Below are 26,282 nucleotides of genomic sequence, written 5' to 3'. Positions count from 1 at the left end.
CTTTCTGGCATCGGCGAAGCCATGCAGACAAATTATGTTCATACGGTGAATGAACGTACAGACGCGAGACCGGCGTTTACTGAATAATAGCCTATCCAGCGTGCCAGTATTAAAGGGAGTAGAACGTCGGAACGATGGCCCGGCGGTGCTATAGTAACGCGCTTGACTATATCTTTTCTACCCAATGTGATCTAAATCACTTTTAAGCCAGGATTAATAATGGAAAGACTGAAGGGCATGTCGGTGTTTACCCGCGTGGTAGAGCTGGGATCGTTTACCGCCGCGTCGCAGCAGCTGCAGATGAGCGTATCGGCGGTCAGTCAGATTGTGGCCAGGCTGGAAGACGAGCTGCAGGTCAAGCTGCTCAACCGCAGCACCCGCAGCCTGGGGCTGACGGAAGCCGGCAAGATCTATTTTCAGGGCTGCCGGCGGATGCTGTCGGAAGCCCAGCAGGTGCACGAACAGCTCTACGCCTTTAACAATACGCCGATCGGCACGCTGCGTATCGGCAGCTCCTCCACCATGGCGCAAAACGTGCTGGCCACGATGACCGCCGAGATGCTGAAAGAGCACCCGGGCCTGACGGTTAATCTGGTGACCGGCATTCCGGCCCCCGATCTGATCGCCGACGGGCTGGATCTGGTGTTGCGCGTGGGTGCGCTGCAGGACTCCAGCCTGTTTTCCAAGCGCGTCGGATCGATGCCGATGGTGGTCTGCGCGGCAAAGAGCTATCTCGCGCAGCACGGCACGCCGGAAAATCCGGCCGGTATCGGCCACTTCTCGTGGCTGGAATACAGCGTTCGGCCGGATAACGACTTTGAGCTGACCTCCCCGCAGGGCACCACCACCCGCCTGTCGCCGCGCGGACGCTTTGCCACCAACGATTCACAGACGCTGATCCGCTGGCTGAAGGCCGGTACCGGCATCGCCTACGTGCCGCTGATGTGGATCATCGATGAGATTAATAGCGGTGAGGTGGAGATCCTGTTTGCCCACTATCAGTCGGTACCGCGACCGGTGTATGCGGTCTACACCCAGAAAGACAAGCTGCCGCTGAAGGTGCAGGTGTGTATCAACTACCTGACCGACTACTTCGATAAGGTGGCGGAGATATATCAGGAGTTTCGTCAGCCCTGACGGCGGGGGAAAACAGAACAGGATTGCCCTCAGGGGTGAGGGCAATCTTTATTATCAGCAACCGGGGAGGTTACTCGGTGCCGCCGACGGTAATTTTATCCAGCTTCAGCGTCGGCTGGCCCACGCCCACCGGCAGGCTCTGCCCCTCTTTACCACAGACGCCAACGCCCTTATCCAGCGCCAGGTCGTTACCGACCATCGAAATCTGCTGCATCGCCTCAATGCCGGAGCCGATCAGGGTCGCCCCCTTAACCGGTTTGGTCACCTTACCGTTTTCGATCAGATAGGCTTCCGAGGTCGAGAAGACAAACTTGCCGGAGGTGATATCCACCTGCCCACCGCCGAAGTTCGGCGCGTACAGGCCGTACTCCACGCTTTCGATAATCTCCTGCGGCGTCGACTTACCGGCCAGCATATAGGTATTGGTCATACGCGGCATCGGCAGGTGAGCGTAGGATTCGCGACGGCCGTTGCCGGTCGGCGCCACGCCCATCAGGCGGGCATTAAGCTTGTCCTGCATATAGCCTTTCAGGATGCCCTTCTCAATCAGCACGTTGTACTGGCCCGGCACGCCTTCATCATCCACCGCCAGCGAGCCGCGCAGGCCTTCAATGGTACCGTCGTCAACCACCGTACACAGCTCCGACGCCACCTGCTGACCAAGCTGACCGCTGAACACCGAGGTGCCGCGACGGTTGAAGTCGCCTTCCAGGCCGTGGCCAACCGCTTCATGCAGCAGTACGCCCGGCCAGCCGGCACCGAGCACCACCGGAATCGCCCCGGCCGGGGCCGCTACCGCGCTCAGATTAACCAGCGCCATACGCACCGCTTCGCGCGCCCAGGCTTCGGCACGCACTTCGCCATTTTCGTCGGCGAGGAAGAATTCGTAGCCGGAACGGCCGCCGCCGCCGCTGCTGCCGCGCTCGCGTTTGCCGTTATCGTCGACCTGTACGCTGACCGACAGGCGCACCAGCGGGCGAACATCCGTTGCCAGCGTGCCGTCGGTCGCCGCCACCAGCACCAGTTCATAGACGCCGGTCAGGCTGGCGGAGACCTCCTGCACGCGCGGGTCGGCCGCGCGGGCAGCGCTGTCCACCCGGTGCAAGAGGGCAATTTTATCTTCGCGCGACAGGCTTTGCAGCGGGTCCAGCGCCGGGTAAAGCGGACGGTGCAACACCGCACCAAGGGTGTGTGAACGGCCGTTGCCCTGCTCACGCACGATGCTGCGCGCGGCGGTGGCGCTCTGCTGCAATGCATTCAGCGTCAGCTGATCGGCGTAGGCAAAGCCGGTCTTCTCACCGCTGACCGCGCGCACGCCCACGCCCTGATCGATGTTGTACGAGCCATCTTTAATAATGCGGTCTTCCAGCACCCAGGATTCGTGATAGCTGGCCTGGAAATAGAGGTCGGCGTAGTCCAGCCTGCGCTCGGAAAGCTGACCAAGGATGGAAAAGAGGTCGCTGTGACTAATGTTATTGGCAGTCAGTAACTGCTCACTTACCAGATTCAGGCTCATGAATTCTCACTTAGCAGGGAGCCGCCGTCGGCTGCCTTAATGTTCAATATCGTCTATGCGTTTACGTTAGCCTGAGTCAAATCTGCTGCTACGTCAAACTCACTTATCATCGTTTTTACGAGGTTTACGCAACACCTCGTTGATTTCCGGTTTATCGATCGGCCCGCCGATGTGATAGCGCAGCACAGATATCTTACTCCACAACGGCCCGAGCACCTTGCTGGCGGCAAACACCGCCGCGCCGATCACCGGGTTGACCGCAAATGCGGTAGCCACCCCAACGGTGGCGGAGATCTCCGGGGCCACCACCGCCTGCATATCGATGCGCCGTTTCACCAGGTCCAGCTTCCCCTGCATGGCGATATCGGCTTCCAGCCCGTCCACCAGCAGGTTATCGGTGTGCATCACGCCGTTTTCAACCCACGCGGTGCCGTTAATCGAGTCAAAGTAAAAGCCCTCGCTGAAGGTATCGCTGAAGTCCAGCCGCAACTTGCGCAGCAGCGCGTCGAAGCTGACCAGCCGCAGCAGCTGCCCGGCACGACCGGTAGAGACATCGGCAATCTGCCCGGCTCCCAGGTGTGATTTGAGCACGCCGCTCAGCGTCTCCAGCGAGGGCTGCCACGGCGCAGAGCGCCAGTGCAGGTCGTAATCGAGCTTAAACGGCGCGTCGCGCAGCGGGCTGCTGACGCCAAACCAGTTGGTAGCATCGCTGATATTCTTGCCGCTCAGCACGCCTTTCAGCGACGTGCGCGCCTCGCCGGGGCGGTTGACCCACTCACCGGCCACCGTCAGGCGCGCGTTGCCGCTGTCGATCAGGCCCTGTTTCAGGGTCAGGGTATCGCCGGCGGGGGTCAGTTCCGCCTGCATGCGGCCGAATTTCTGCCCGCGCAGCCAGCATTCGTCGCAGTTAAGCCGCAGCGCCGGCCAGTGGCTGAAGTCAATGCTATTGGCATCGGCAGGCAGCGGTGAATCGCCGCCGCCGTCGGCCCACTGCGGGTTGTAGTAGAGGTACTTCAGACTGGCCTGCCACGGGCCGGACGCCTGGCTGACCAGGCTGCCGTCAATCTCGCGCCCTCTGGCGGCCACGCGGGTCTGACCGGCGACGCCCTGCGACACCGTCAGGTCCAGATCCTGCCACTGCTGGCCGCCCAGCGTCAGGGCCGGGGTATGCAGGCGGATATCGCCAGGCAGCGACGGCGTGCCCGTTTTGCCAGCGCCCGCTTTGCCGCTGCCGGCCAGGTTGCTGCTCAGCAGGCCCAGCCAGGCTTCGCCGTCCAGCGGCGGCAGGTTCAGCACCATGCCGCTGTTTTCCGGCAGGGGCGGCGTGCGCTTAACGTCGCCCTGCCAGATACCGCGATCCAGATGCAGCTGCTTACCCAGCAGCCAGCGGCTGTTGAAACGCTGCTCCGCGCCCAGCGCGCCGCTCAGCTCAAAGCCTTTCAGGTTACCGCTGGCCGCCAGTTTGACCGGCAGCGCGCTGCCCGCCGTTTTATCCAGCGGCGCAGGTAAGTGACTGCTTACATTTTTCAGGTCGCCGTCGATAGCCACCGAGTAGTTCGCGCCGCCGCCGTGCGGCAGATTAATCTGCACCTTACCCTGCCACGGCAGGCTACCGGCCAGCCGCTGGCGCAGCGCATCCGGCAGCGGTTCCAGCGTGGCCGGCTGCCAGCTGGCGTCCATATCCACCCCGATCTGGTAATCTTTCTCACCTTCGCGGGTGGTAAAACGCACCCCCAGCGGCTGGCCAAACCAGCGCGCGGTCAGCGCCTCGCTGTTCAGATTGCCGTTGTCATAGCTGAAGCGCCCGCTGAGCTGCTCGAAGCGGGTGCCAATCGGGGCGATAAACAGCGAGTTTTTGTTCAGGCTGACGTCGCCGCTGGCGCGCACCTCCCCGCCGTCCAGCGGGATATCGAGATGTAAGCGCCCACTGACGTTGCCGCCGATCTGCAGCTCGTCCAGCGCCGCGCCCAGCGAGGGTTTGAGCGGTGACTGGTTAAAGTAGTCGCGGATCTGCGGCCCGCTGCCGCTGATATCACCATCAATCAGCAGCTTCTCGCGGGTGTAATCCGGGATCACCGCCGAGATATTACGCCCCACTGCCGCGCCAAGGTGGGTCTCTGCCGCCTTCATCCACAGCCCGTTGTTCGCAAAGTCGAGGTCAATGGCCAGATTTTCCAGCGGCGGCCAGCCCGGCTCGAACTCGTAGGTCGCGTTACGCAGCGGCACCGCCACCTCGAACATGCCATCGTTATGACGGAACGGGAACTGGTGCGGGTCGCCGGCAAAAATCAGCGTGGCATCCTGTACCTGACCACCCTTGAGCGCACCGCTGAGGTAGTCGGTGAGCGAGGTGCCCATCAGCGGTTCCGGGAAGTAGCGCCACGCCTGGGCGGCGTCGCTCAGATTGATCCCGGCCAGAATATCCAGCCGCGGCGGCTGGTCTTCAGGCTGCTGATAGCGGAAATCCCCGCGCGCCCACAGCGCCTGCGCCTGCACGTCAAGCCCAACGCCCGCCAGCGTCAGCCCCTGCGGGCCATACTGCCAGCGGATGCCCCCACCCGCGTGGTGGATGTTTAGCGGCGCGCGGAACATCTCCGCGTAGGGCAGCGTGGCCTGATTAATGCTGAAATCAAGGCGTCCGTCGCCAACGCTGCCGCTGAGGCTGCCGTTTAAGTGCTCCATGCCCGGCAGCAGCTTCCACGGCTGCCAGCTGAGGTTTTGCCAGTTGCCCTGAAAGCGCGTACGTTCCGGCTGCTGCAGCGGAATATCCACCGCCAGCGCCTGCAGTTGCCCGCGCGGCTGCAGCGCCTGCCAGTTCTCCTGCAGCTGCGGTGAGAGTTTGGCAAACAGTGGCACCAGCGGGGCCAGGTGCTGCAGGTCGAGATGGGTGGCGCGCACCCGTAGTTCCTGATTGTGCTCCGGCCCCGGCAACTGAGGGTTGTCCGGCTGCCACAGCAGCGACAGCTCACCGGCAGGCCAGGGGTCGCCGTCGGTGATTAGCCGCGTCTGCGGAACGGCCAGGCTCCAGCCGCCGTTAAAACGCCTGATGTGGGCGGTCAGATCGTCAACCCGCAGTTCGTGCATCTGCGGGTCGCCCCGCCAGCGCGCGCCGCCGCGTTTCAGCCAGACGTCACCCTCGTGCACCTCGCCGTTTTTGACCGTCATCCACGCCGCAAGGCTGAAGCGGGCGCTCTCCAGGCTGGTGTTATCGCGCATCCACTGCCCCAGCCAGGGTTTGACGTCGACGTCATCGGCCTGCATCCACACCCGGCCGTTGTCGAGATAGCCGTTGCTGTCGCTGAGGTCGAGCCGCACCTGCACCACGCCGTGCTGGCCGGTGAAGCTGGACAAGCTGACCAGCCCTTCGGCGCGGTGGCGATTTTTCTCATTCAGCCAGGTGAGCTGGGGCACGGTCAGGCGGGCGCGCTGGCCGGAAGGCGTAACGAAGTCGATCAGGCTGTCGCGCAGATCGAAATGGTCAAACTGGCGTAAAAACAGGTCGTTGAGCCGATCGCTCTGCAGGTCGGGGGATGCAGCGTTACCGCCGCTCAGCGGTGTGTTGGTGACCAGGTTGAACTGCCAGAAGGTGAGATCGCGAAACTGCCAGCGCAGGTGCAACAGCGACTGCCAGACGTCCAGCGCCAGGGTAACGCGCTGGATGCTGAGCTGGCCGCCGTCGTTCAACGCGGCCTGTACGTCTTTAATTTCAACGCGCGGGCCAAAATTTTCCCATGCGCCTTCCAGCGAGCTGGCCTCGACCCGCGTGCCGGTAACGGCCGAAACGCGCTCAAGGATCGGCACACGCCAGGCATTCATATGCGGCATCAGCAGGCGTAAGCCGCTCACCACCAGCGCCGTCACCACCACCAGTGTTGCGCCTGTCAGCAGCAAAATCCTCGGCAATTGCCTCACACACGTCTCCCTGGGTTACATCATCACTACGTCAAACTGTTCCTGAGTATAGAGCGGTTCTATCTGAACCTTCACCTGTTTGCCGACGAAAATCTCGACTTCCGCCAGCGCGTGCGATTCGTCGCTTTTCAGCGCCTCGCCCACCGCGGGTGACGCATAGACCAGGAAACGGTCCGAATCATAGGCATGATGTACGCGTACTACCTCACGCATAATCTCGTAACAGACCGTCTCCACCGTTTTCAGCGTGCCGCGTCCTTTACAGACCGGGCAGTCCTTGCACAGCACGTGCTCAATGCTTTCACGGGTGCGCTTACGGGTCATCTCGACCAGGCCCAGCTGCGAGAAGCCGTTGATCCCGCTCTTCACCCGGTCCTTGCTCAGCCCCTGCTCCAGCGAATGCAGCACCCGACGACGGTGGTCTTCATTACTCATATCAATAAAGTCGATAATGATGATCCCGCCCAGATTACGCAGCCGCAGCTGACGGGCGATCGCCTGGGTAGCTTCGATATTGGTGTTAAAGATGGTTTCATCAAGATTACGGTGGCCGACGAAGGCCCCGGTATTGATATCGATGGTGGTCATCGCCTCGGTCTGATCGATGATCAGGTAGCCACCGGACTTCAGCTCCACCTTACGATCGAGCGACCGCTGGATCTCGTTCTCGACGTCATAGAGATCGAAGATCGGCTGTTTACCGACGTAGAGTTCCAGTTTAGCCGTCATCTCCGGGATATATTCACCGGTGAATTCGATCAGCTGTTCATAGGTCTGGCGTGAATCAATGCGCACCCTGTCCAGAGCCGCGCCGGCAAAATCACGCAGAATACGCTGCGACAGCGCCACTTCACCGTACAGGCGGCAGCGGGTCTGATTGCGCTTCTTACGCTGGACAACCTTGGTCCACAGGCGCTTCAGGAAGGCGGCATCGGAGGCCAGCTCATCTTCACCGACGCCTTCGGCGGCGGTGCGGATGATGTAGCCACCCAGTTCGTCACAGTGGGCGGCCACCACCGCCTTCAGGCGGTCGCGCTCTTTCTCACTCTCAATGCGCTGTGACACGCCGACGTGGGAAGCCCCTGGCATAAACACCAGGTAACGTGAGGGCAGCGTAATGTCGGTGGTCAGGCGCGCGCCCTTGGTGCCGAGCGGGTCTTTCACCACCTGCACCATCAGATCCTGGCCCTGACGCACCAGCTCGGAGATGTCGCGGACGATAAAGTTCTTCTTCTCATCACCCGCCACGCATTCGGTGTGCGGCATGATGTCGGAGGCGTGCAGGAAGGCGGCTTTTTCCAGGCCGATATCGACAAACGCCGCCTGCATGCCGGGCAGCACCCGGCTGACGCGGCCTTTGTAGATATTGCCGACGATGCCACGGCGCGCTTCGCGCTCGATGTGGATCTCCTGCAGGATGCCGCCATCAATATAGGCTACCCGCGTTTCCGACGGCGTAATGTTTACCAGTAGCTCAGCTGTCATGTTGTCCTCTCACTTCACGCAGCGCCTGAAACTGGCTGAACAGCTCGGCTGTTTCCACCAGCGGCAGGCCGACGACCGCATGATAACTTCCGTTGATTTTTCTGACAAAATTGCCACCCAGCCCCTGAATGCCATAGCTGCCGGCCTTATCCATCGGCTCGCCGCTGGCGATATAGTCACGGATATCGTCGGCGCTAAGCAGGCGGAACGTCACCTCGGTGACCACCAGGCACTCCAGCAGCCGCTGGCTGTCGGCCAGCGCCACGGCGGTCATGACCTGATGCGTCTGGCCCGACAGTTTGGCCAGCATCACCGCCGCCGCCGCGCTGTCCGCTGGTTTTTCCAGCACCTCGCCATTGAGTACCACGATGGTATCCGCCCCAAGCACCGGCAGATCAAGCGGAGCAATGGCGACGCCCGCCCGTGCTTTATCGCGCGCCAGCCGGCGCACGTAGGCTTCGGCCGCTTCACCGGCGTGGCGCTGCTCTTCCACTTCACTTGTCAGCCGTGTAAACGACAGCCCCAGCTGGGTCAGCAGTTCACGGCGGCGGGGAGAGCCAGAAGCCAGATAGAGGGATAGCATAATTTTCCTTTATTGTACGGCAAACTGGCGGCGAATTTTTCTCATCAGCAGGAACAGCCAGGGCCACAGCACACCGTCAATCACGCTGCTCCAGAAGATTTCCGGACGGAAGGAGACGTTAATCACCAGGAACTCGGCCCAGAAGACGATCACGTCCATCGCCAGTGACAGCACCATCACCATCAGAGCCTGCTGCCACAGCGCCAGGTTGCGGAACAGCTGGAATTTGAACGCCACCAGGTAGGCGATAATGCTGAACGCCAGCGCGCGCACGCCCAGCGTGGAGCCGGTAACCAGATCCATGATCGAACCCATCAGGAAGCCGCTGCCGACGTTCACCCGGTGCGGCAGCGCCAGCACCCAGTAGATCAGGATCAGCAGCAGCCATGACGGCCGGTACATAAACAGCTGCTCGGGCCACGGCATAATCTGCAGCACCAGCGCCACCAGGAAAGAGAGCCAGATCACCCAGCGACCCTGGGTGCGATAGCGGCTCAACGGCTCTCTCCGCGTGATGCCGGCGGTGTGGCGCCATTAGCGGTAGCCGGTGCGCTGCCGCGGTTGCCAGCGGCATTGCCCGTCGCGTTGCGCGGCACAGCCGCATTACCGGACACGGCCGAAGTAGCGGGTGCGGTTGCGTTACTACCGGCGGCAGCGGGCACGGCAGTTTCAGGCTGGGACGGAGCGGGCGGCCCCATCATCTCGCTGGCCGCCGGCAGCACCTGCGGCATCATCTGCATCAGACGCTCGTTGGCGACGCGGTGCACCTCCTCCGGTGCCATCGGCATGCTGCCATTACGGTCAGCGCCCCACAGCAGCAGCAGATAGCGCAGGCGCTGCAGGCCGGCGGTTGGCCGGGCCTGAATCACAGTGTAGGCGCGCTGGGTATCAACCTTCACCGAAGAAACCACGCCCACCGGATAGCCTTCCGGGAAACGCCCGCCGAGGCCGGAGGTGACCAGCACATCGCCGACGCGAATGTCGGTGTTGCCCGGCAGATGTTCCAGCTGCAGGTCTTCGGTGCAGCCGTTGCCGGCGGCGATCACCCGAATATCGTTGCGCAGCACCTGAATCGGCAGCGCGTGGGAAGCATCGCAAATCAGCAGAACCCGGCTGGTGATTTTGCCGACGGCGACGACCTGGCCGACCACGCCCTTATCACTGATCACCGGCTGGCCTTCATAGACGCCGTTGACGCTGCCTTTGTCGATCACCACCTGGTCGGTATAGGGATCGGTACCGGTGGAGATCACCTGGGTGACCATCTTCTGCTCATCCTGACGCAGCGGTGAACCCAGCAGCTCACGCAGGCGGGCGTTTTCCTGCTTAAACTGCCCGAGCATCAGCAGTTCACTGTTCTTTAAGATCAGTTCACGGTGGAGCGCTTTGTTTTCCAGCTCGATCTGCTGGCGGGAGGCCAATGTGTCAGACACATTGTCCAGAATTTGTCGTGGCCCGTTGGCCAGGAAATAGAATGGACTGACGGCAGTGTCCATGTAGGTGCGGATCTGGGTGAAGGCACCCATACGGCTGTCGGCAACGATGACACCAATGGCCACCACAACCGCTAAAAATAAGCGTAACTGCAGGGACGGCCCCCTGCTGAACATCGGCTTCATAAACTCGGCGTTTTCCTCGACAACATGAAAAAGGAGTGCGGGCAGCGCCCCGGCACTCCTTCAGGCAGATTATTCTTCGCTGAACAAATCGCCGCCGTGCATGTCGATCATTTCCAACGCTTTACCGCCACCGCGTGCAACGCAGGTCAGCGGGTCTTCTGCCACGACCACCGGGATCCCGGTCTCTTCCATAAGCAGGCGATCCAGGTTGCGCAGCAGCGCTCCCCCGCCGGTCAGTACCATGCCGCGTTCGGAGATATCAGACGCCAGTTCTGGCGGACACTGTTCCAGCGCAACCATCACCGCACTGACGATACCGGTTAATGGTTCCTGTAACGCTTCCAGAATCTCATTGGAGTTCAACGTGAAACCACGCGGAACACCTTCAGCCAGGTTACGGCCACGCACTTCAATTTCGCGCACTTCATCACCCGGATAAGCCGAGCCGATTTCGTGTTTGATGCGTTCTGCGGTCGCCTCACCAATCAGCGAGCCGTAGTTGCGACGCACATAATTGATAATCGCTTCGTCGAAGCGGTCACCGCCGATACGAACAGAAGAAGAGTAAACCACGCCGTTCAGCGAGATCACCGCAACTTCGGTGGTACCGCCGCCGATATCCACCACCATCGAGCCGGTCGCTTCGGAAACCGGCAGGCCGGCACCGATCGCGGCAGCCATTGGCTCTTCGATCAGGAACACTTCGCGGGCACCTGCCCCCTGGGCCGATTCACGAATCGCACGACGCTCAACCTGGGTCGCGCCGACCGGCACGCATACCAGTACACGCGGGCTTGGGCGCATAAAGCTGTTGCTGTGAACCTGTTTGATGAAGTGCTGCAGCATTTTTTCGGTAACAAAGAAGTCGGCGATAACGCCGTCTTTCATTGGGCGAATAGCGGCAATATTGCCGGGCGTGCGACCCAGCATCTGTTTGGCGTCATGGCCGACCGCAGCCACGCTCTTTGGGGAACCGGCACGATCCTGACGGATAGCAACGACAGAAGGCTCATTAAGAACAATGCCCTGCCCTTTGACGTAAATCAGGGTATTGGCGGTACCCAGGTCGATGGACAAGTCGTTGGAAAACATGCCACGGAATTTTTTAAACATACTGAAGGATAATCCTGCAAGCTGGGGGCGGAAAATAAAATCCGCTTACTTTACCAACCACGCGAAGCAGCGACAAGGCGCATAAACGTTCTGCTTCGGTGAAAAAACATGCTATCTCATGCCAGCGTCACAACCTTTACAGAGCACTGTAATACGAAAGCCGTAATTTCAGCATTCAACCCGGGTTTTCCGACTTTTTGGCAGACATAACATACATAATATTTAACATTTCAGTTTCGCCCCGGCTAACGTGAAAGCCGCGTCGAACCACAACCGCGCGGCTATTCTACGTGAAAAGCCGCGTAACGGCAGACTAAACTCGATATCTTTGCGAATATTTTTTCACGTTACTGTTAACCGGTTGGGAGGTGGCGAAAAAGTCCCCCTGCCCCCCGGTGACACCCAGTTCCACCAGCGTCTGCCACTCCTGTTTGAAGCGCACGCCGGTGGCGAAAACCTGCGTTGAGGTGTGCTTACAGCTTTCCAGCAGACTCTGCACAAACAGCTGATTTTCCGTGCGCCGTTCAATGTTGCGCACCAGCCCTGGATGCAGCTTGATCAGCCCGACCTGAAACTGCCTGATATAAGCGGTGCTGACCACCGTTAATCCCGCCTGGGTGACCGCCACCCGACAGCCGAAACCGTAGAGCAAACGGAACACCGGTGCCAGACGGTTGATGTGTTGACAAACATCTGCTTCTGCAAGTTCAAATAAAATGCGTTTTCGTTGTGATTTAGTGCATTGCAGCAGGCTGTCACGCAGCCAGAGCAGGAAAGATCGCTGCAGCAGCGAGTCAAGCGTCAGCGGAATGGCCAGCGTCTCTTCCGGCCACTGCGCCGTCAGCGCCACCACCCGGGCGACCAGCTGGCGGTCGTAGCGCTCAGCCAGACCCAGCTGCTGAACCAGCGGCAGGTATTCCGCCGCCAGCAGCTCTTTATCGCCATCAAAAATGCGCGGCAGCAACTCGCGGTGGTGCACCAGCCCGTCGTGCATTACCGCAGGTTTCTGGTACAACCGGGGCCCACCGCGGTTCACCGTATTCTCCAGCAGCGTGCGCCACCTGACGCTGCCGCGGGTGAAATCATTTTGTGCCCCGTCGCCGAGCGACCAGCCGTTACCCCCCTGCAGCATCGCGTTGCGGGTCGCCAGTTCGGCGCTCTCCATCACCTGCTGGGTGGTCTGCCCACCCCGCCAGCCGCTAATACCGATATGAATCATATCGCTGCTGTCGACCATCCGCGTCGGCGGCAGCGAGTCGACCGCCTTGATCAGCTGCGAGGCAATGCCGTCGGCATCCCTGACGCTGCGGTGTGGCAGCAGCACGGCAAAATCGGTGCGGAAATAGCGCGCCAGCAGCGCGCCCGGATAGCGCAACACAAAAGTAGAGAGCATGTTCACCAGTGCAAACAGATACTCCTGTACCGGCCCGCTGCCCCAGCGTTCGCGCAGGCTGTCAAAATCCGGCAGGCGGATCATCATTACCATGCCGTGGGTGCCGACCGCTTCCGAATCTTCCAGCAGCGTTGCCAGCTGGTTATCAAAAAACAGCCGGTTATTCAGCCCGGTGCGCGCGTCCTGCGCGGCAAAGGCGCGGATTAAGGTATCAATACGGGTATGCTGTTCCCCGGCCTCTTTCAGGTCGGCCAGCAGCAGGTCGATGGCGCTGCTGGCCTTGGGTGGCCACTCGTGAACCGACCCCTGGCGGATACCGGCGCGCTCACCGCGGATAATCGCCGCCGCGCGCGCTTCCAGCCGCTCCATCCCCTGCAACTGCTGCCGCAGCCAGCGATGGGCCTGCAGCAGCAGCAGCGACATGATCGTCACCACCACGATCACCGCCAGCAGCGTCGACGCGCCTATCATCGAGGTAAACCAGGTTTTGGTGGTATCGATGCGGGTTATTTCCAGCGTCACGTCGGGGTGCTGCGAGAGGGTAAGGCGGGTCTGGCGATAGCGGTTTGGCAGGTCATCAATCAGCGGCTGCTGATGGCGGGTGATAAGAAAAATCCGCTCCCCCCGTTGATACAGCGCGATGTGCTCCAGCTGTAGCGGGTTCATCAGCGGCTGCAGCGCGGGTTCAATCTGCGCCGCGGGCTGCGTCTCCAGCGCCCGGTCGATATCCTCTGCCATCCGCTGCAGGCGATCTTCCGCGCGCTGGCTGCTGAGGGTAAAAAAACTCAGCGCCGAGCCGGCCAGCATCAGCAGCACCGCCAGCAGACACAGCAGGGAAAAAATCGCAGAGAGTTTACTGGTTAATCGCATCCTTGTGCCCATATCACTGTGACGATCGCACGTTATTAGCGCGCCGCCGCAGCCCGGTTGCTGATGGCCTGAGCGAACCGGTATGGCCGCTGGCAGAGTTGAGGGAAAATATCACATCTCTGGTTACGTTTGCTTACCTTGTGCTTACTTTCACTCAGATAAAGATGAGTTTTTCCCGAGTATAGTCATTACTGTTACTGATGAAATAGCGAAGCTCCCTTTTAAGGGAATTCTTACACGCTCATTCAGACAGATCCACGCCGCGTTAGCTGGTCAATACCCTGAGCCTGTCAACCGGGACTATTTTCGTGCGGAAATTCGCTGAATGGCTCCGGACAGGCCATGATTTTACTTAATCCCCTCAGAACCCGAGTAACGACCGATGAAAGCTCACAGAAAGCTCACAGAAAATGATGTCACCCCGGAGAGCGTCTTTAACACCCGCCGCCGGGAACTGCTGAAGGCGCTGGGCATCAGCACCGCGGCGCTGGCATTGCCCACGGCGGCCCACGCCGACGTACTCTCCTGGTTTAAAGGCAACGATCGCCCGAAGGCCCCGCCAGGCAAGCCGCTTGACTACAGTAAACCCGCGCAGTACCAGGCCGACCTGATTCTGACGCCGGAAGATAAGGTCACCGGCTATAACAACTTCTATGAGTTCGGCCTGGATAAGGCTGACCCGGCGGCCAATGCCGGCACACTTAAAACCGCCGACTGGAAGGTGCAGATCGACGGTGAAGTTGCCAAACCGCTGACCCTGGATATGGACGACATCTTTAAACGTTTTCCGCTCGAACAGCGTATCTACCGCATGCGCTGCGTGGAGGCCTGGTCGATGGTGGTGCCGTGGATTGGTTTTGAACTTGGCAAGCTGCTGCAGGCAGCAGAGCCAACCAGCCATGCGCGCTACGTGGCATTTCAGACCCTCTACGCTCCGGATCAGATGCCCGGACAGCAGGATCGTTTTATCGGCGGTGGCCTGAACTATCCCTATGTTGAAGGGCTGCGGCTGGACGAGGCGATGCATCCGCTGACCCTGCTGACCACCGGCGTTTACGGCAAAGCGCTGCCGCCGCAAAACGGTGCGCCGATCCGCCTTACGGTGCCATGGAAGTATGGCTTTAAGGGCATTAAGTCGATCGTCAAAATCAGCCTGGTGCGCGACCTGCCGCCCACCACCTGGAACCAGCTGGCCGGCGACGAGTACGGCTTCTACGCCAACGTGAACCCGCACGTGGACCATCCGCGCTGGTCGCAGGCCAGTGAGCGCATTATCGGGCCGGGCGGGATCCTGGACGTGAAGCGCCAGCCGACGCTGCTGTTTAACGGCTACGGCGACCAGGTGGCCTCGCTGTACCGCGGTCTTGACCTGCGGGAGAACTACTGACATGCCGCGCCTGACGGTCAGGCAGATTACGTGGCTGAAAGGGCTGCTGCACCTGGCCGGACTGTTGCCCTTTCTCTGGCTGCTGTTCGCTATCGATCAGGGCGCGTTCAGCGCCGATCCGGCGAAGGATATCCAGCACTTCACCGGGCGGATGGCGCTGAAATTCCTGCTGGCCTCGCTGCTGGTCACGCCGGTGGCGCGCTACGCGAAACAGCCGCTGCTGATCCGCGTGCGCCGGCTGCTGGGTCTCTGGTGTTTTGCCTGGGCAAGCCTGCATCTGGTCAGCTACTCGCTGCTGGAGCTGGGGCTGAGCAACCTCAGCCTGCTGGGATCGGAGTTAATCTCGCGGCCCTACCTGACGCTGGGCATCCTCTGCTGGGCTATTTTGCTGCTGCTGGCCGCCACCTCGTTCAAACGCGCGCAGAACCGGCTGGGTAAGCGCTGGCAGACGTTGCACAACGGCGTCTATCTGGTCGCCATCCTCGCGCCTGTCCACTATCTGTGGTCGGTGAAAACCCTGTCGCCGCAGCCGTGGATTTATGCGCTGGCGGCGGCGATCCTGCTGGCATTACGCTACAAAAAGCTGCGTTCGTGGCTGACGCGTTGAAATGGCCCATCGGCCGTTAAAATGCGTGCGCTGCGGCACATTCCCGTTAACCGACTGCGCCTTTTTGTCCTGGCGCAGTTGATCATCTTCGCTGATACGACCAGTATTTAGCTGCTAATTGCAGTGATATGGTTATAATGCCCGCCTTTGAGGCTCAGACCGCGCTGATTTTTACCAGAAAAGGTGACAAATCGCTTCTGCCCATGTATTTTGTGCGATGCCTCACTTATCGCAGGAGATAGCAGCAAGATGACGGATAAGTTTCACGTACTCGTTTTGAACGGTCCCAACCTGAATCTGCTGGGCACCCGCGAACCTGAGAAGTATGGCAGCACCACGCTGGCCGAGATCGTCAGCGGGCTGACCGCCGAGGCTGAACGGCTGCACGTGCGGCTCAGCCATCTGCAGTCGAACGCGGAGTACGCGCTGATTGACCGCATTCATGAGGCGAGAGGCAACGTCGATTATATCGTCATTAACCCGGCGGCATTCACCCATACCAGCGTCGCACTGCGTGATGCGCTGCTGGCGGTAAGCATCCCGTTTATCGAGGTGCATCTGTCCAACGTGCATGCCCGCGAGCCCTTTCGCCATCATTCATATCTTTCTGATATTTCTGCCGGAGTGATCTGTGGGCTTGGCGCCGACGGTTACTCCTGGGCTTTACAGACGGCCGTAAAACGCCTGTTATCATCATCTAATTAAACAGAGTACGGAACCACACTCATGGATATTCGTAAGATTAAAAAACTGATCGAACTGGTTGAAGAATCAGGCATCGCAGAACTGGAAATTTCTGAAGGTGAAGAGTCGGTACGCATCAGCCGTTCCCCGGCCAGCATGGGTTACCCAATGATGCAGCAGGCGTATGCTGCACCTATGATGCAGCAACAGCCTGCGCTGGCAACCGCCGTTGCACCAGCGACCGTGCCCGCGATGGAAGCTCCGGCTCCTGCTGCGATCAGTGGCCATATCGTGCGTTCTCCGATGGTCGGTACCTTCTACCGTACCCCTTCTCCGGATGCGAAAGCCTTTGTTGAAGTAGGCCAGAAAGTCACCGCCGGGGAAACCCTGTGCATCGTTGAAGCGATGAAAATGATGAACCAGATCGAAGCCGATAAATCCGGTACCGTGAAAGCGATCCTGGTAGAAAGCGGTCAGCCAGTCGAATTTGACGAGCCGCTGGTCATCATCGAATAACGAGGCCAAGCATGCTGGATAAAATTGTAATTGCTAACCGTGGTGAGATCGCGCTGCGTATTCTGCGCGCCTGTAAAGAACTGGGCATCAAAACCGTTGCCGTGCACTCTACCGCGGACCGTGACCTGAAGCACGTGCTGCTGGCGGATGAAACCGTCTGCATCGGCCCGGCGCAGTCGGTTAAAAGTTACCTGAATATCCCGGCGCTGATCTCAGCGGCCGAGATCACCGGTGCGGTCGCCATCCACCCGGGCTACGGCTTCCTCTCTGAGAATGCCGATTTCGCCGAGCAGGTTGAGCGTTCAGGCTTTATCTTTGTTGGCCCGAAAGCGGAAACCATCCGCCTGATGGGTGACAAAGTGTCGGCCATCACCGCGATGAAAAAAACCGGCGTGCCGACCGTACCCGGCTCCGACGGCCCGCTGACCGAAGACATGGATAAAAACCGTGCCCACGGCCAGCGCATCGGCTACCCGGTGATCATCAAAGCCTCCGGCGGCGGCGGCGGTCGCGGCATGCGCGTCGTGCGCAGCGAAAAAGAGCTGGAACAGTCCATTCTCATGACGAAAGCGGAAGCCAAAGCGGCTTTCAACAACGACATGGTGTACATGGAGAAGTACCTGGAAAACCCGCGCCACATTGAAATTCAGGTGATGGCAGACGGCCAGGGCAACGCGGTTTACCTCGCCGAACGTGACTGTTCGATGCAGCGCCGCCACCAGAAAGTGGTGGAAGAGGCTCCGGCACCGGGCATCACCGAAGAGCTGCGCCGCTTTATCGGCGAACGCTGCGCGAAAGCCTGTATTGATATCGGCTATCGCGGCGCGGGTACCTTCGAGTTCCTGTTTGAAAACGGCGAGTTCTACTTCATTGAGATGAACACCCGTATCCAGGTAGAGCATCCGGTAACCGAGATGATCACCGGCGTGGATCTGATCAAAGAGCAGCTGCGCATCGCTGCCGGTCAGCCGCTGTCGATCAAACAGGAAGACGTGGTGGTGCGCGGCCATGCGGTAGAATGCCGTATCAACGCCGAAGACCCGAACACCTTCCTGCCTAGCCCGGGCAAGATTACCCGCTTCCACGCGCCAGGCGGTTTTGGCGTGCGCTGGGAATCGCATATCTATGCCGGCTACACGGTGCCACCGTACTACGATTCGATGATTGGCAAGCTGATCACCTTTGGTGAGACCCGCGAAGTGGCGATCTCGCGCATGAAAAATGCGCTGGCCGAGCTGATTATCGACGGCATCAAAACCAACATCGAACTGCAGATGAAAATCATGTCAGACGAGAACTTCCAGAAGGGTGGTACCAACATCCACTATCTGGAGAAGAAACTCGGCCTGCAGGAGAAGTAACTGCCGGGCGGGTCTGACTGCGGTCAGCCCTGCCGTCGCGGGCCAGCCAGCTGGCCCGCACATCTTCAGGGGCCGACTGCGTTCGGCCCTTTTTCTATGCTGAATTTGTTGAGAGAGCCGCTATGCCGTGGATTCAAATGAAGATCAACACCACCGGCGCTCAGGCTGAAGAGCTGGGCGACGCGCTGATTGAGAACGGTGCCGTCTCGGTGACCTTCCAGGACACCCACGATAACCCGGTGTTCGAACCGCTGCCGGGTGAAACCCTGCTGTGGGGCGATACCGACGTGATTGGCCTGTTTGACGCCGAAACCGAGATGCCGGACGTGGTCGCCGGGCTGGAACAGCATCCGCTGCTCGGCGCCGGTTTCCGCCATAAGATCGAGCAGATCGAGGATAAAGACTGGGAGCGCGAGTGGATGGACAACTTCCACCCGATGCGTTTCGGCGAACGGCTGTGGATCTGCCCAAGCTGGCGCGACGTGCCGGACCCGAACGCGGTCAACGTGATGCTCGATCCGGGGCTGGCTTTTGGTACCGGCACGCACCCGACCACCGCGCTGTGCCTCGCCTGGCTGGACGGCCTGGATCTGCAGGGTAAGACGGTTATCGACTTCGGCTGCGGCTCCGGCATTCTGGCGATCGCCGCGCTGAAACTTGGTGCCGCCCATGCTGTCGGGATCGACATCGATCCGCAGGCGATCCAGGCCAGCCGCGATAACGCTGAACGCAACGGCGTCTCTGAGCGCCTGTCACTGTACCTGCCGCAGCAGCAGCCGGACAACCTCAGCGCTGACGTGGTGGTCGCTAACATCCTCGCCGGCCCGCTGCGCGAGCTGGCTCCGCTGATTAGCGTCCTGCCGGTCAACGGCGGCCACCTTGGTCTTTCGGGCGTGCTGGCCAGCCAGGCGGAGAGCGTGTGCGAGGCGTATGCCGACACCTTTGCGCTGGACCCGGTAGCCGAAAAAGAGGAGTGGTGCCGCATTACCGGCGTACGTCGCTAAGGCGAACTGGTGCAGCCTGGATACGCTGTACCAGGCCTCTTCTTACGTCACATGTATCGAATATGCGGCAAACTGACGTGATTTATGTTGTTATCCCGCTCACAAAAAAAGAAAAATCTTTGTACGCAATTTAATCTAAATTTTTATAATTAACTGTATTTTAAAGATAAAATTTAAATTACCACATCCTGTAAGGCCCTGGATGGGGGGGTGAAGCAGGATTGTTCAAAGTTTGGCCTTTCATCTTCCTGAAAAAATGCGTAATATACGCCGCCTTGCGGACACACTATGGTCACTTTTTTTTCATGCGCATAGGAAATCACCAGCTTCGTAATCGTTTGATTGCAGCCCCAATGGCCGGCATTACCGACAGGCCATTCAGGACCCTTTGCTATGCAATGGGAGCCGGGATGACCGTTTCCGAGATGCTGTCGTCGAACCCGGAAGTCTGGACCAGCGATAAATCCCGTTTGCGTATGGTACACAGTGACGAACCCGGTATCCGCACCGTGCAAATTGCCGGTTGTGACCCGGACGAGATGGCCGCCGCCGCGCGCATCAATGCAGCATCAGGCGCGCAGGTGATCGACATCAATATGGGGTGCCCGGCCAAAAAAGTGAATCGTAAGATGGCAGGTTCCGCGCTGCTGCAACACCCTGAGCTGGTGAAGTCTATCCTCTCGGCGGTGGTCAATGCAGTTGACGTGCCTGTCACCCTGAAAATTCGCACCGGCTGGGACAGCGACAACCGCAATTGCGTAGAGATTGCCCAATTGGCTGAACGCTGCGGTATTCAGGCCCTGACCATTCACGGACGCACACGCGCGTGTTTGTTCAACGGCAACGCTGAGTACGACAGCATTCGGACAGTTAAGCAGAACGTATCCATTCCGGTTATCGCGAATGGGGACATTACTGACCCGCATAAAGCCAGAGCGGTACTTGACTATACGGGGGCCGATGCCCTGATGATAGGACGTGCAGCTCAGGGAAGACCGTGGATCTTCCGGGAAATCCAGCATTATCTGGACACAGGGGAGCTGCTGGCACCGAAGCCGCTGGCTGAGGTAAAGCACTTGCTCATCGGGCACTTACGGGAACTGCACGACTTTTATGGTCACGGCAAGGGATACCGTATTGCCCGGAAACACGTCTCCTGGTATCTGCAGGAGCACGCCCCTAACGACCAGTTTCGGCGCACATTCAACGCCATTGAGGATGCCAGCGAACAGCTGGAGGCGTTGGAGGCATACTTCGAAAATCTTGCGTAATTAGAAATAAAGAGCTGACAGAACTATGTTCGAACAACGCGTAAATTCTGACGTACTGACTGTTTCAACCGTTAACTCACAGGATCAGGTGACCCAAAAGCCACTGCGTGATTCGGTTAAACAGGCACTGAAGAACTATTTTGCTCAACTGAACGGTCAGGACGTTAATGACCTGTATGAGCTGGTACTGGCTGAAGTAGAACAGCCTCTGTTGGACATGGTGATGCAATACACCCGTGGCAACCAGACCCGTGCAGCCCTGATGATGGGTATCAACCGCGGTACACTGCGTAAGAAACTGAAAAAATACGGCATGAACTAATAGCCCCGGCTATCATGTTGTTTCGAAAGCGCTTGTCCCTATGGGCCAGGCGCTTTTTATTGGATGCTCCACACCACCGGCTTCACCGGGGCGTGAACGCTGGCAGGTCATCAGAGATCTAAAAAGAGCGCCTCAGCGGCCTTCCTTGCGTACCCCTGCATTGATGCAACGCCCGGCACGCTGCAACCTTCCCGACAGCGATCGGTAGCATCTCCGATGTTCACCAGCGCAAGCCCGCCTTGATGCAAATCCCGGAACGCGCCTCACCCCGCGCCGCGCCCCTCAGCTTCATCTTCCGTATTCTCTTGTTTAAGTAAAAAATAGCGCTTCTGCAGCTGTTCCAGCGCCAGCTCCACTTGCCGCCGCTGAAAGTCGGAAGGGCTGAGTGAAAAGAGGCGCAGCTGCTCTTCGGCGGGGACCGAACGGTTGAACGCCTGGGTGACGGTATACACCACCGATTTCAGCTCGCTGACCGTCATATATTTACCGCGCTGGCCGTCAAGGGCATTCAGCTTCGCCGTCAGCTGCTGTAACTGCGCCATCCCCTGCTGCCAGCCGTCCAGTGCCTCTTCAGGCAGCGCCGCGGCCTTCAGCTGCTGCTGCCACTCTGTGGCTATTGTGTTGACTGCTGCATCACCGACGTTAAGCGCCCGTGCCTGGCGGATAAGCCGCTGAGCAAATTCCAGAGCCCCGTCCGGGGGCAACGCCGTTAAGCGCGCCAGCTGTTGTTCCGTACGGCGGACAACGTCCTCCGCAGACAGGCTTTCAGGTTTCAGCCCCTGAGCCTCCCCGGGGGTGAGCGGCAGCGGCAGCGGCGACAGGGACGCCTGCAGTTGCGTTTCCCGCGGATCGGACCGCTGCAGGTGGTGCCAAATCCACTGCCCCGCCCCGCCCAGTACCAGCATGGTGAGCACACCGGCGGCAAAGGGCAGCCAGCGGCCGGGCTTTGGCGATATTTCCGGATTGCACGCGATATCAGGCTCCGGCTGTGCCTGCGCAACATACACCCACTTGATCGCGGCGGGCCGGATTTCAGCCACCGGCTCAGCACCAGACAGGCGCTGCGCGCCAGCCGGCAGGACGATATTTCGCGGTGGCGCGGCATTGTCGCCTGCCGCCGCATCGCTGTTCTCCAGCCGCACCGCGCTGGTGTGCATCAGCGCGGCCAGCGCATCGAACTGGCTCAGGTGCCGCAGCTCCAGGCGCTGCAATACCTCGTTCAGACGATTGAGCTGTTGTTCTGCGCAGTACAGCTGGCCGAGGTCGCCGTAGCTGACCGGCAGCGTGCGCATCATCTGCTGCAAACGACGGCTGAGCGTGCTCAGGATCTCCACCCGGGCATGCGCCTGCTGCGGCCACAGGCTGCCCCACTGATGGCTGATTAACGCCTCAAGGATTGCCAGCCCCTCGTTCAGCCCGGCAAGGCCCCCCAGCTGCGCGCGAGCCTGGGTGTACCAGGCCGCCGTTTGCAGCTCGACGCCGTTATGTTCGAACAGCGAGAGGCAGCGTTTTTCAACCAGCGGCCAGTTAACGTCCGGTCGCGCGGGGTGAGACAGCTTGCCCAGCTCGTCGCGCAGGGCAGCGTAATCCGGCAGGGGGCGCGGATCGCCGCCGGTTTTCAGGTAACGTTCAGATAAGTTATTCATATCAGCTTTCAGATTGTGATGACAGAAGGGCTGCGCCTGCTACAGCGAGGCGCGCGCATCGAGATACTGCTGCTGTTTCATATGGCGGATCAGCACCCTGCCTTGCGGCTGAAATTCGGTGCCGTAGCGCACCAGGCCAATCCCCTTCAGTTCGGCATCAATGGCGTAGCGCAGTTCGCCGGGAAGGGTCTGCGGCAGCATATTCACCCTGATGCTGCTGAGGCGCGGCTCGTAGCGCAGCAGCACGTCAGACAGCGTGGTCATCAGCTGGTGCGCGGTGCCGGGCATCCCCTGCAGGATGATGGTCATATCCGGCAGGCCGTAATCAGGCAGATGCGCCAGCGTACCGGCACGGCAGTTGAGGATGCACTGCATATTGTCGAGGACGGAGAGGATCGCCTGGTTTTGTTCGCTGACCTGGTTGAGGTCGAGGCCGCCGGCGAAGTTGCCGAACAGCGTTTCATAGATCGAGGGATGTGGCATCTCACTGCTCCTTAAGCGGTATCAGCGTCAGCTGGTTATTGCCCGCCTCAATCACCCGGGCTTTATCCGGGTCGAGGTCTTCGCGTGAAAGCACCACCCGCCAGGTGTTATTCGCCTGATCCGGGGCCATAAACATTCCGGCCACGGCCACAAACTGCGCTCCTTCTTCCATCGGCATATTAATAGCCACCGCGCCACCCGGCTGCAGGCGAATATCTTTCTCTGCCAGCAAATCAGCCTTAATGGCCTGGCTGTCGGTGGCGAACAGCGACGGATAATCCGTGCTGTCGAACGTTTTACGGTCTTTCAGCTGATAGATGCGCACCACCGCAGAGAGGGCCACGCCCCCGGCATTGCTGTTCACGGCCTCACGGGCGCGGATATCAAGATGCAGGGTTTTGACCTGCTTATAAAAAATCGACTTTGTGACGGCGACGGTGCCGTCGGTGACTTTCTGCGTCAGGCCACAGCCGGCCAGCAGCATCACGATGCCCGATGCCAGCACGAGCATGGGGGTTTTACCAGTGGTAATCGCCATCTTCATTGGTCTCCCTGCGGTGATTATTCTCCCGGACGCGCGCATAGCGGCCCAGATTGATGGTTATTGTTTGAGGATATGTGAGGGTCTTTGCCGGATTAAGCGGCCGTAATATCGCCGTACGCCCGAGTTGTGCGTCCCCTATCCGGGGCTGACTGCTCAGGGTCGCATCCGGTAATAAGCTGCGCTCCACCCGCAGCTGGAGCCTTACATCCAGGCGGGAACCCAGATACACATGCAGCAGCGCCGTCAGGTCCGTATGGAGGTCGCCGCCGGGCAGCCAGCCCTGCACCTCGGCCCGGTTTGTTGTTGTCAGTTGCATCAGCACCTGGCCGTTCACATCGGTTGCATACGCGCCCATCACCGGGCGCCCCTCCAGCGTGGCAGGCGTGCGCACGCTCATACACAGCGGCTTTTTCAGGGGTACCCGGCGTTTATCGTGATGCCAGACTTTCGCCTGCGTATCGGGCGCCAGCAGGCGCACCAGCGACGTCATGCCTTCTGCAGTACGACCAGGCAGCAGCATCACCGGCAGCAGCGCCAGAAAACGCGAAGCCGGGGTGGCGATAGTCTCCGCACAGCCGTCGATACCCAGACCGGCCAGCCCCAGCAGATACTGTGAGGTTTTGTCCGTTCCGCCCTCGGCAAACGTGGCCGGATAAGCGTATTTTCGCCAGATGCGGTAGTACTGGGCAATCAGCCGGTGGTTGAAGATATCGAGAAAGTCCGCCGTGGCCTCATACCCTTCCCGGCGCTGGGTAATGTCGTTGATATAGTGCGTAGGCAGCGGCGACTCAACGCCGTAGAGCCCCATAAAGGTGATGCGGATTGTCGGCGGCAGATGCGGGTGTTCCGGCGCTTCCATCCCTTTGATTTCCGACGCGGGAAACCCCATTCCCGGATGCGGACGAAAGCGCACCGGTTCATGACGCAGCTGCCAGCCGCTGCCGGTTACCGGTTTATCGGGCTGGCTTTGCTCCAGTAGCTGACAAAAACGATAAAAGTTGGTGACCGGCAACCGGTCGCCCAGTTGCGCCATCAGCCGGGCAGGCGCGGACTGTGATTCTCTTTCCACCGGATGCATTTTCCTTCTGGCTGAACGATAAGGGTGAGCTGGTTAAACTGGTTCATGTCGGCGTAGAGCGCAAAGAAGCGGTTAAGCAGTTCGCCGAACAGGTGGATATCTCCTTCCCCGGTAAAACCGCTGCTGTCGAGGGTGACTTCAATCTCCAGCCCGCGCAGCAGGAAACCCTGTTCAAAGCGCTGAATGCGGTGGTGGTCGACCTGCCGGATGGCCTCAAGCCGACGATTGTTGAGTTCGTCCTCCTGCCAGTTGTAGAGTGCCAGCGTGCCGCGCAGCACCTCGGCGCTGCTCATCATATTGAGAAAACCGGAGCCGAGATGGCTCAGCACGCGCCAGTGAAACCGGTCTTCGGCCGGGGGATACACCGGCAGCGTTGGCTTGCAAAGGTTATTTACCGTCACTGTGGCCTGCACCACCTGCTCGCAGCGATCCAGCAGTGTGCTCTGCAGCGCCCGGCGCGGCAGCTGTCCGTTGGTGCCGGTGATCTGCAGGGAGACGGTTTCACGAACAACGCTGCGGTCCTCCTCCCAGTGCATCCCGCCCAGAATGAGCCAGGTATCGTGCAGCCCGGTGACACCGCGCTTCACCCGCGTGTGGTAATAGCGGGGCGGCGCATGGCGGCGCATCATCCCGCCTTTGTGGCGAAAACTGCTGAACGGCACATATTCGGCAGCGTTGGTGCGGCTGGATCCCGTGACCGAATCCACCGAGTAAATCTCGGTATACCCGTCCTGCAAACGCTTCGGCCGCAGCAGATATTCGCTCTCCAGCCCTGAAATCGTCAGCGGATCGGCCTCCAGCGTGAACAGGTTGATCACCGGAACACAGTGCAGGCGAATGGCGTCATCCGTCACGGGCAAATCCGACGGCCACTGCTGATTAAAGACCACCTCGATATCGAAATACGCCACGCCCGCAGGCGGCGTAATGCCCTCCAGGCCGTGCAGCCGCACGAACATAAATTTCTCGCGGAAGGTGAAATACTCCAGCAGCAGCTGATAGCCGCTGAACCCGGCATCCCCTTTCGGCCACAGGCCGTCGCCCTCATCAAACCCACCCGGCGTGAAGCGCCCCTCCAGCCGGACACGCTCCGTCTGACCGGGCAGACGCAGATACAGCGCCGCCTGACGCCGGGTCAGCATCTGGTGCAGCTGGCTGCTGACCGGCGCGTCGGCCGCCAGATAAAAGTTCAGCTGGCTGAGGTCGGCATGCGACCAGTCCGCCTGGCCGCTGCAGGCCAGACGCAGACGCAGCAGCGAGCGCCCGTCCGGCTCGGTGGTCATGGTAACGCCGGAGACAATCAGCGGGTTGAGCCTCATTTCGCGCGTGGTGCGGTAGCGGCAGACGGTGTTCTTTGGCCCTACCGGGCGGGAGTAGACTTCAGTCCCCGCTGGCACCGTTTCGGCGATTTTCATGGCCTGCAGCTCCGGCGTAAACGCCACAATCGACAGCGACGGAATGGTGCGCAGATAGTGTGGCCAGAGCATGCTGACCAGCCCTTCCGTCAGCTCCGGCAGATCATCATCAATTTTTTCACGCAGCCGCCCCATCGAGAAGGCAAAGCCTTCAAACAGGCGCTCAACGTAGGGATCGGGCGTGCCAGCCTTATCAAGATCCAGCATCGCGGCCCGGTCGGGATGAGTCCGGGCGAACTCTTTCGCCGCTTCGCGGAGATAACGCATTTCCGCTTCGTAATAACGTAGGGTCAGGTCTTTCATAGAAATAATCACTCAGAATTTAGAAAGAATGTT

Annotated in this window: 22 protein-coding genes; 9 read left to right on the top strand and 13 right to left on the bottom strand. The window is 59.9% G+C overall.

What is annotated here, in order from left to right:
* Positions 1-219 precede the first annotated feature (219 nt).
* A complete protein-coding gene (gene aaeR / locus GKQ23_RS03570) occupies positions 220-1,137 on the top strand; it encodes an HTH-type transcriptional activator AaeR (protein WP_056231056.1) in 918 nt (305 codons plus the stop codon).
* Positions 1,138-1,207: 70 nt separating this feature from the next.
* Here aaeR and tldD read toward each other — a convergent pair whose 3' ends face one another.
* The 8 genes from tldD to csrD form a co-directional block, all read right to left on the bottom strand.
* Positions 1,208-2,653 (bottom strand): metalloprotease TldD, encoded by a 1,446-nt coding sequence (gene tldD, locus GKQ23_RS03565; protein ID WP_056231053.1) that lies wholly within the window; start codon positions 2,651-2,653, stop codon positions 1,208-1,210.
* Positions 2,654-2,752: 99 nt separating this feature from the next.
* Positions 2,753-6,565, bottom strand: a complete 3,813-nt coding sequence (yhdP, locus tag GKQ23_RS03560; protein ID WP_212409780.1) for an AsmA2 domain-containing protein YhdP — start codon at positions 6,563-6,565, stop codon at positions 2,753-2,755.
* 15 nt (positions 6,566-6,580) lie between these two features.
* Positions 6,581-8,050, bottom strand: coding sequence for a ribonuclease G (rng, locus tag GKQ23_RS03555; RefSeq protein WP_056231046.1), 1,470 nt, complete (start codon positions 8,048-8,050; stop codon positions 6,581-6,583).
* On the bottom strand, positions 8,040-8,633 hold the full coding sequence (locus GKQ23_RS03550) for a nucleoside triphosphate pyrophosphatase (protein ID WP_212409779.1): 594 nt from the start codon (positions 8,631-8,633) through the stop codon (positions 8,040-8,042). The genes rng and GKQ23_RS03550 overlap by 11 nt, the downstream gene beginning before the upstream one ends.
* 9 nt (positions 8,634-8,642) lie before the next feature.
* Positions 8,643-9,131 carry a rod shape-determining protein MreD gene (gene mreD / locus GKQ23_RS03545; RefSeq protein WP_056231040.1) on the bottom strand — a complete coding sequence of 163 codons (489 nt, stop codon included), beginning with the start codon at positions 9,129-9,131 and terminating at the stop codon, positions 8,643-8,645.
* Positions 9,128-10,252, bottom strand: a complete 1,125-nt coding sequence (gene mreC, locus GKQ23_RS03540; RefSeq protein ID WP_212409778.1) for a rod shape-determining protein MreC — start codon at positions 10,250-10,252, stop codon at positions 9,128-9,130. The genes mreD and mreC overlap by 4 nt, the downstream gene beginning before the upstream one ends.
* Positions 10,253-10,321: 69 nt before the next feature.
* Entirely contained in the window at positions 10,322-11,365 is a 1,044-nt protein-coding gene (mreB, locus tag GKQ23_RS03535) for a rod shape-determining protein MreB (RefSeq protein ID WP_003855260.1), read from the bottom strand.
* 313 nt (positions 11,366-11,678) lie between these two features.
* On the bottom strand, positions 11,679-13,628 hold the full coding sequence (csrD, locus tag GKQ23_RS03530) for an RNase E specificity factor CsrD (RefSeq protein ID WP_056231038.1): 1,950 nt from the start codon (positions 13,626-13,628) through the stop codon (positions 11,679-11,681).
* Between the two features lie 382 nt (positions 13,629-14,010).
* Between csrD and msrP the strand changes: the two genes are divergently transcribed.
* From msrP to fis, 8 genes are all read left to right on the top strand, one after another.
* The gene (msrP, locus tag GKQ23_RS03525) at positions 14,011-15,015 is read left to right on the top strand and encodes a protein-methionine-sulfoxide reductase catalytic subunit MsrP (protein ID WP_101505768.1); all 1,005 of its coding nucleotides are present in this window, start codon (positions 14,011-14,013) and stop codon (positions 15,013-15,015) included.
* 1 nt (position 15,016) lies between these two features.
* Positions 15,017-15,622 carry a protein-methionine-sulfoxide reductase heme-binding subunit MsrQ gene (gene msrQ, locus GKQ23_RS03520; RefSeq protein ID WP_101505767.1) on the top strand — a complete coding sequence of 202 codons (606 nt, stop codon included), beginning with the start codon at positions 15,017-15,019 and terminating at the stop codon, positions 15,620-15,622.
* A gap of 249 nt (positions 15,623-15,871) precedes the next feature.
* Positions 15,872-16,327 carry a type II 3-dehydroquinate dehydratase gene (gene aroQ / locus GKQ23_RS03515; RefSeq protein ID WP_056231029.1) on the top strand — a complete coding sequence of 152 codons (456 nt, stop codon included), beginning with the start codon at positions 15,872-15,874 and terminating at the stop codon, positions 16,325-16,327.
* A gap of 21 nt (positions 16,328-16,348) precedes the next feature.
* On the top strand, positions 16,349-16,822 hold the full coding sequence (accB, locus tag GKQ23_RS03510) for an acetyl-CoA carboxylase biotin carboxyl carrier protein (RefSeq protein WP_056231026.1): 474 nt from the start codon (positions 16,349-16,351) through the stop codon (positions 16,820-16,822).
* Between the two features lie 11 nt (positions 16,823-16,833).
* Positions 16,834-18,183 carry an acetyl-CoA carboxylase biotin carboxylase subunit gene (accC, locus tag GKQ23_RS03505; protein WP_056231024.1) on the top strand — a complete coding sequence of 450 codons (1,350 nt, stop codon included), beginning with the start codon at positions 16,834-16,836 and terminating at the stop codon, positions 18,181-18,183.
* 122 nt (positions 18,184-18,305) lie between these two features.
* Positions 18,306-19,187 (top strand): 50S ribosomal protein L11 methyltransferase, encoded by an 882-nt coding sequence (prmA, locus tag GKQ23_RS03500; protein WP_056231022.1) that lies wholly within the window; start codon positions 18,306-18,308, stop codon positions 19,185-19,187.
* Positions 19,188-19,492: 305 nt separating this feature from the next.
* The gene (gene dusB, locus GKQ23_RS03495; RefSeq protein WP_212411544.1) at positions 19,493-20,458 is read left to right on the top strand and encodes a tRNA dihydrouridine synthase DusB; all 966 of its coding nucleotides are present in this window, start codon (positions 19,493-19,495) and stop codon (positions 20,456-20,458) included.
* A gap of 25 nt (positions 20,459-20,483) precedes the next feature.
* Positions 20,484-20,780 carry a DNA-binding transcriptional regulator Fis gene (gene fis, locus GKQ23_RS03490; protein ID WP_000462905.1) on the top strand — a complete coding sequence of 99 codons (297 nt, stop codon included), beginning with the start codon at positions 20,484-20,486 and terminating at the stop codon, positions 20,778-20,780.
* A gap of 263 nt (positions 20,781-21,043) precedes the next feature.
* Here fis and GKQ23_RS03485 read toward each other — a convergent pair whose 3' ends face one another.
* From GKQ23_RS03485 to tssF, 5 genes are read right to left on the bottom strand one after another with little or no spacing between them, the layout of a single operon-like run.
* On the bottom strand, positions 21,044-22,426 hold the full coding sequence (locus GKQ23_RS03485) for a VasL domain-containing protein (RefSeq protein WP_212409777.1): 1,383 nt from the start codon (positions 22,424-22,426) through the stop codon (positions 21,044-21,046).
* Between the two features lie 39 nt (positions 22,427-22,465).
* Positions 22,466-22,909, bottom strand: a complete 444-nt coding sequence (gene tssE, locus GKQ23_RS03480) for a type VI secretion system baseplate subunit TssE (protein WP_212409776.1) — start codon at positions 22,907-22,909, stop codon at positions 22,466-22,468.
* Position 22,910: 1 nt separating this feature from the next.
* Positions 22,911-23,447, bottom strand: coding sequence for a type VI secretion system lipoprotein TssJ (tssJ, locus tag GKQ23_RS03475; RefSeq protein WP_212409775.1), 537 nt, complete (start codon positions 23,445-23,447; stop codon positions 22,911-22,913).
* Positions 23,428-24,531 (bottom strand): type VI secretion system baseplate subunit TssG, encoded by a 1,104-nt coding sequence (gene tssG / locus GKQ23_RS03470; protein WP_212409774.1) that lies wholly within the window; start codon positions 24,529-24,531, stop codon positions 23,428-23,430. Before tssG ends, tssJ begins: the two co-directional genes overlap by 20 nt.
* Positions 24,486-26,249: a type VI secretion system baseplate subunit TssF gene (gene tssF / locus GKQ23_RS03465; protein ID WP_212409773.1), complete on the bottom strand. Its 1,764-nt coding sequence runs from the start codon at positions 26,247-26,249 to the stop codon at positions 24,486-24,488. The genes tssG and tssF overlap by 46 nt, the downstream gene beginning before the upstream one ends.
* Positions 26,250-26,282: the final 33 nt, after the last annotated feature.

Source organism: Erwinia sp. E602, from assembly GCF_018141005.1.
Lineage (GTDB): Bacteria > Pseudomonadota > Gammaproteobacteria > Enterobacterales > Enterobacteriaceae > Erwinia.
The sequence above is the reverse complement of the archived record's forward strand: the minus strand, read 5'-3'. Positions and strand labels throughout refer to the sequence as shown.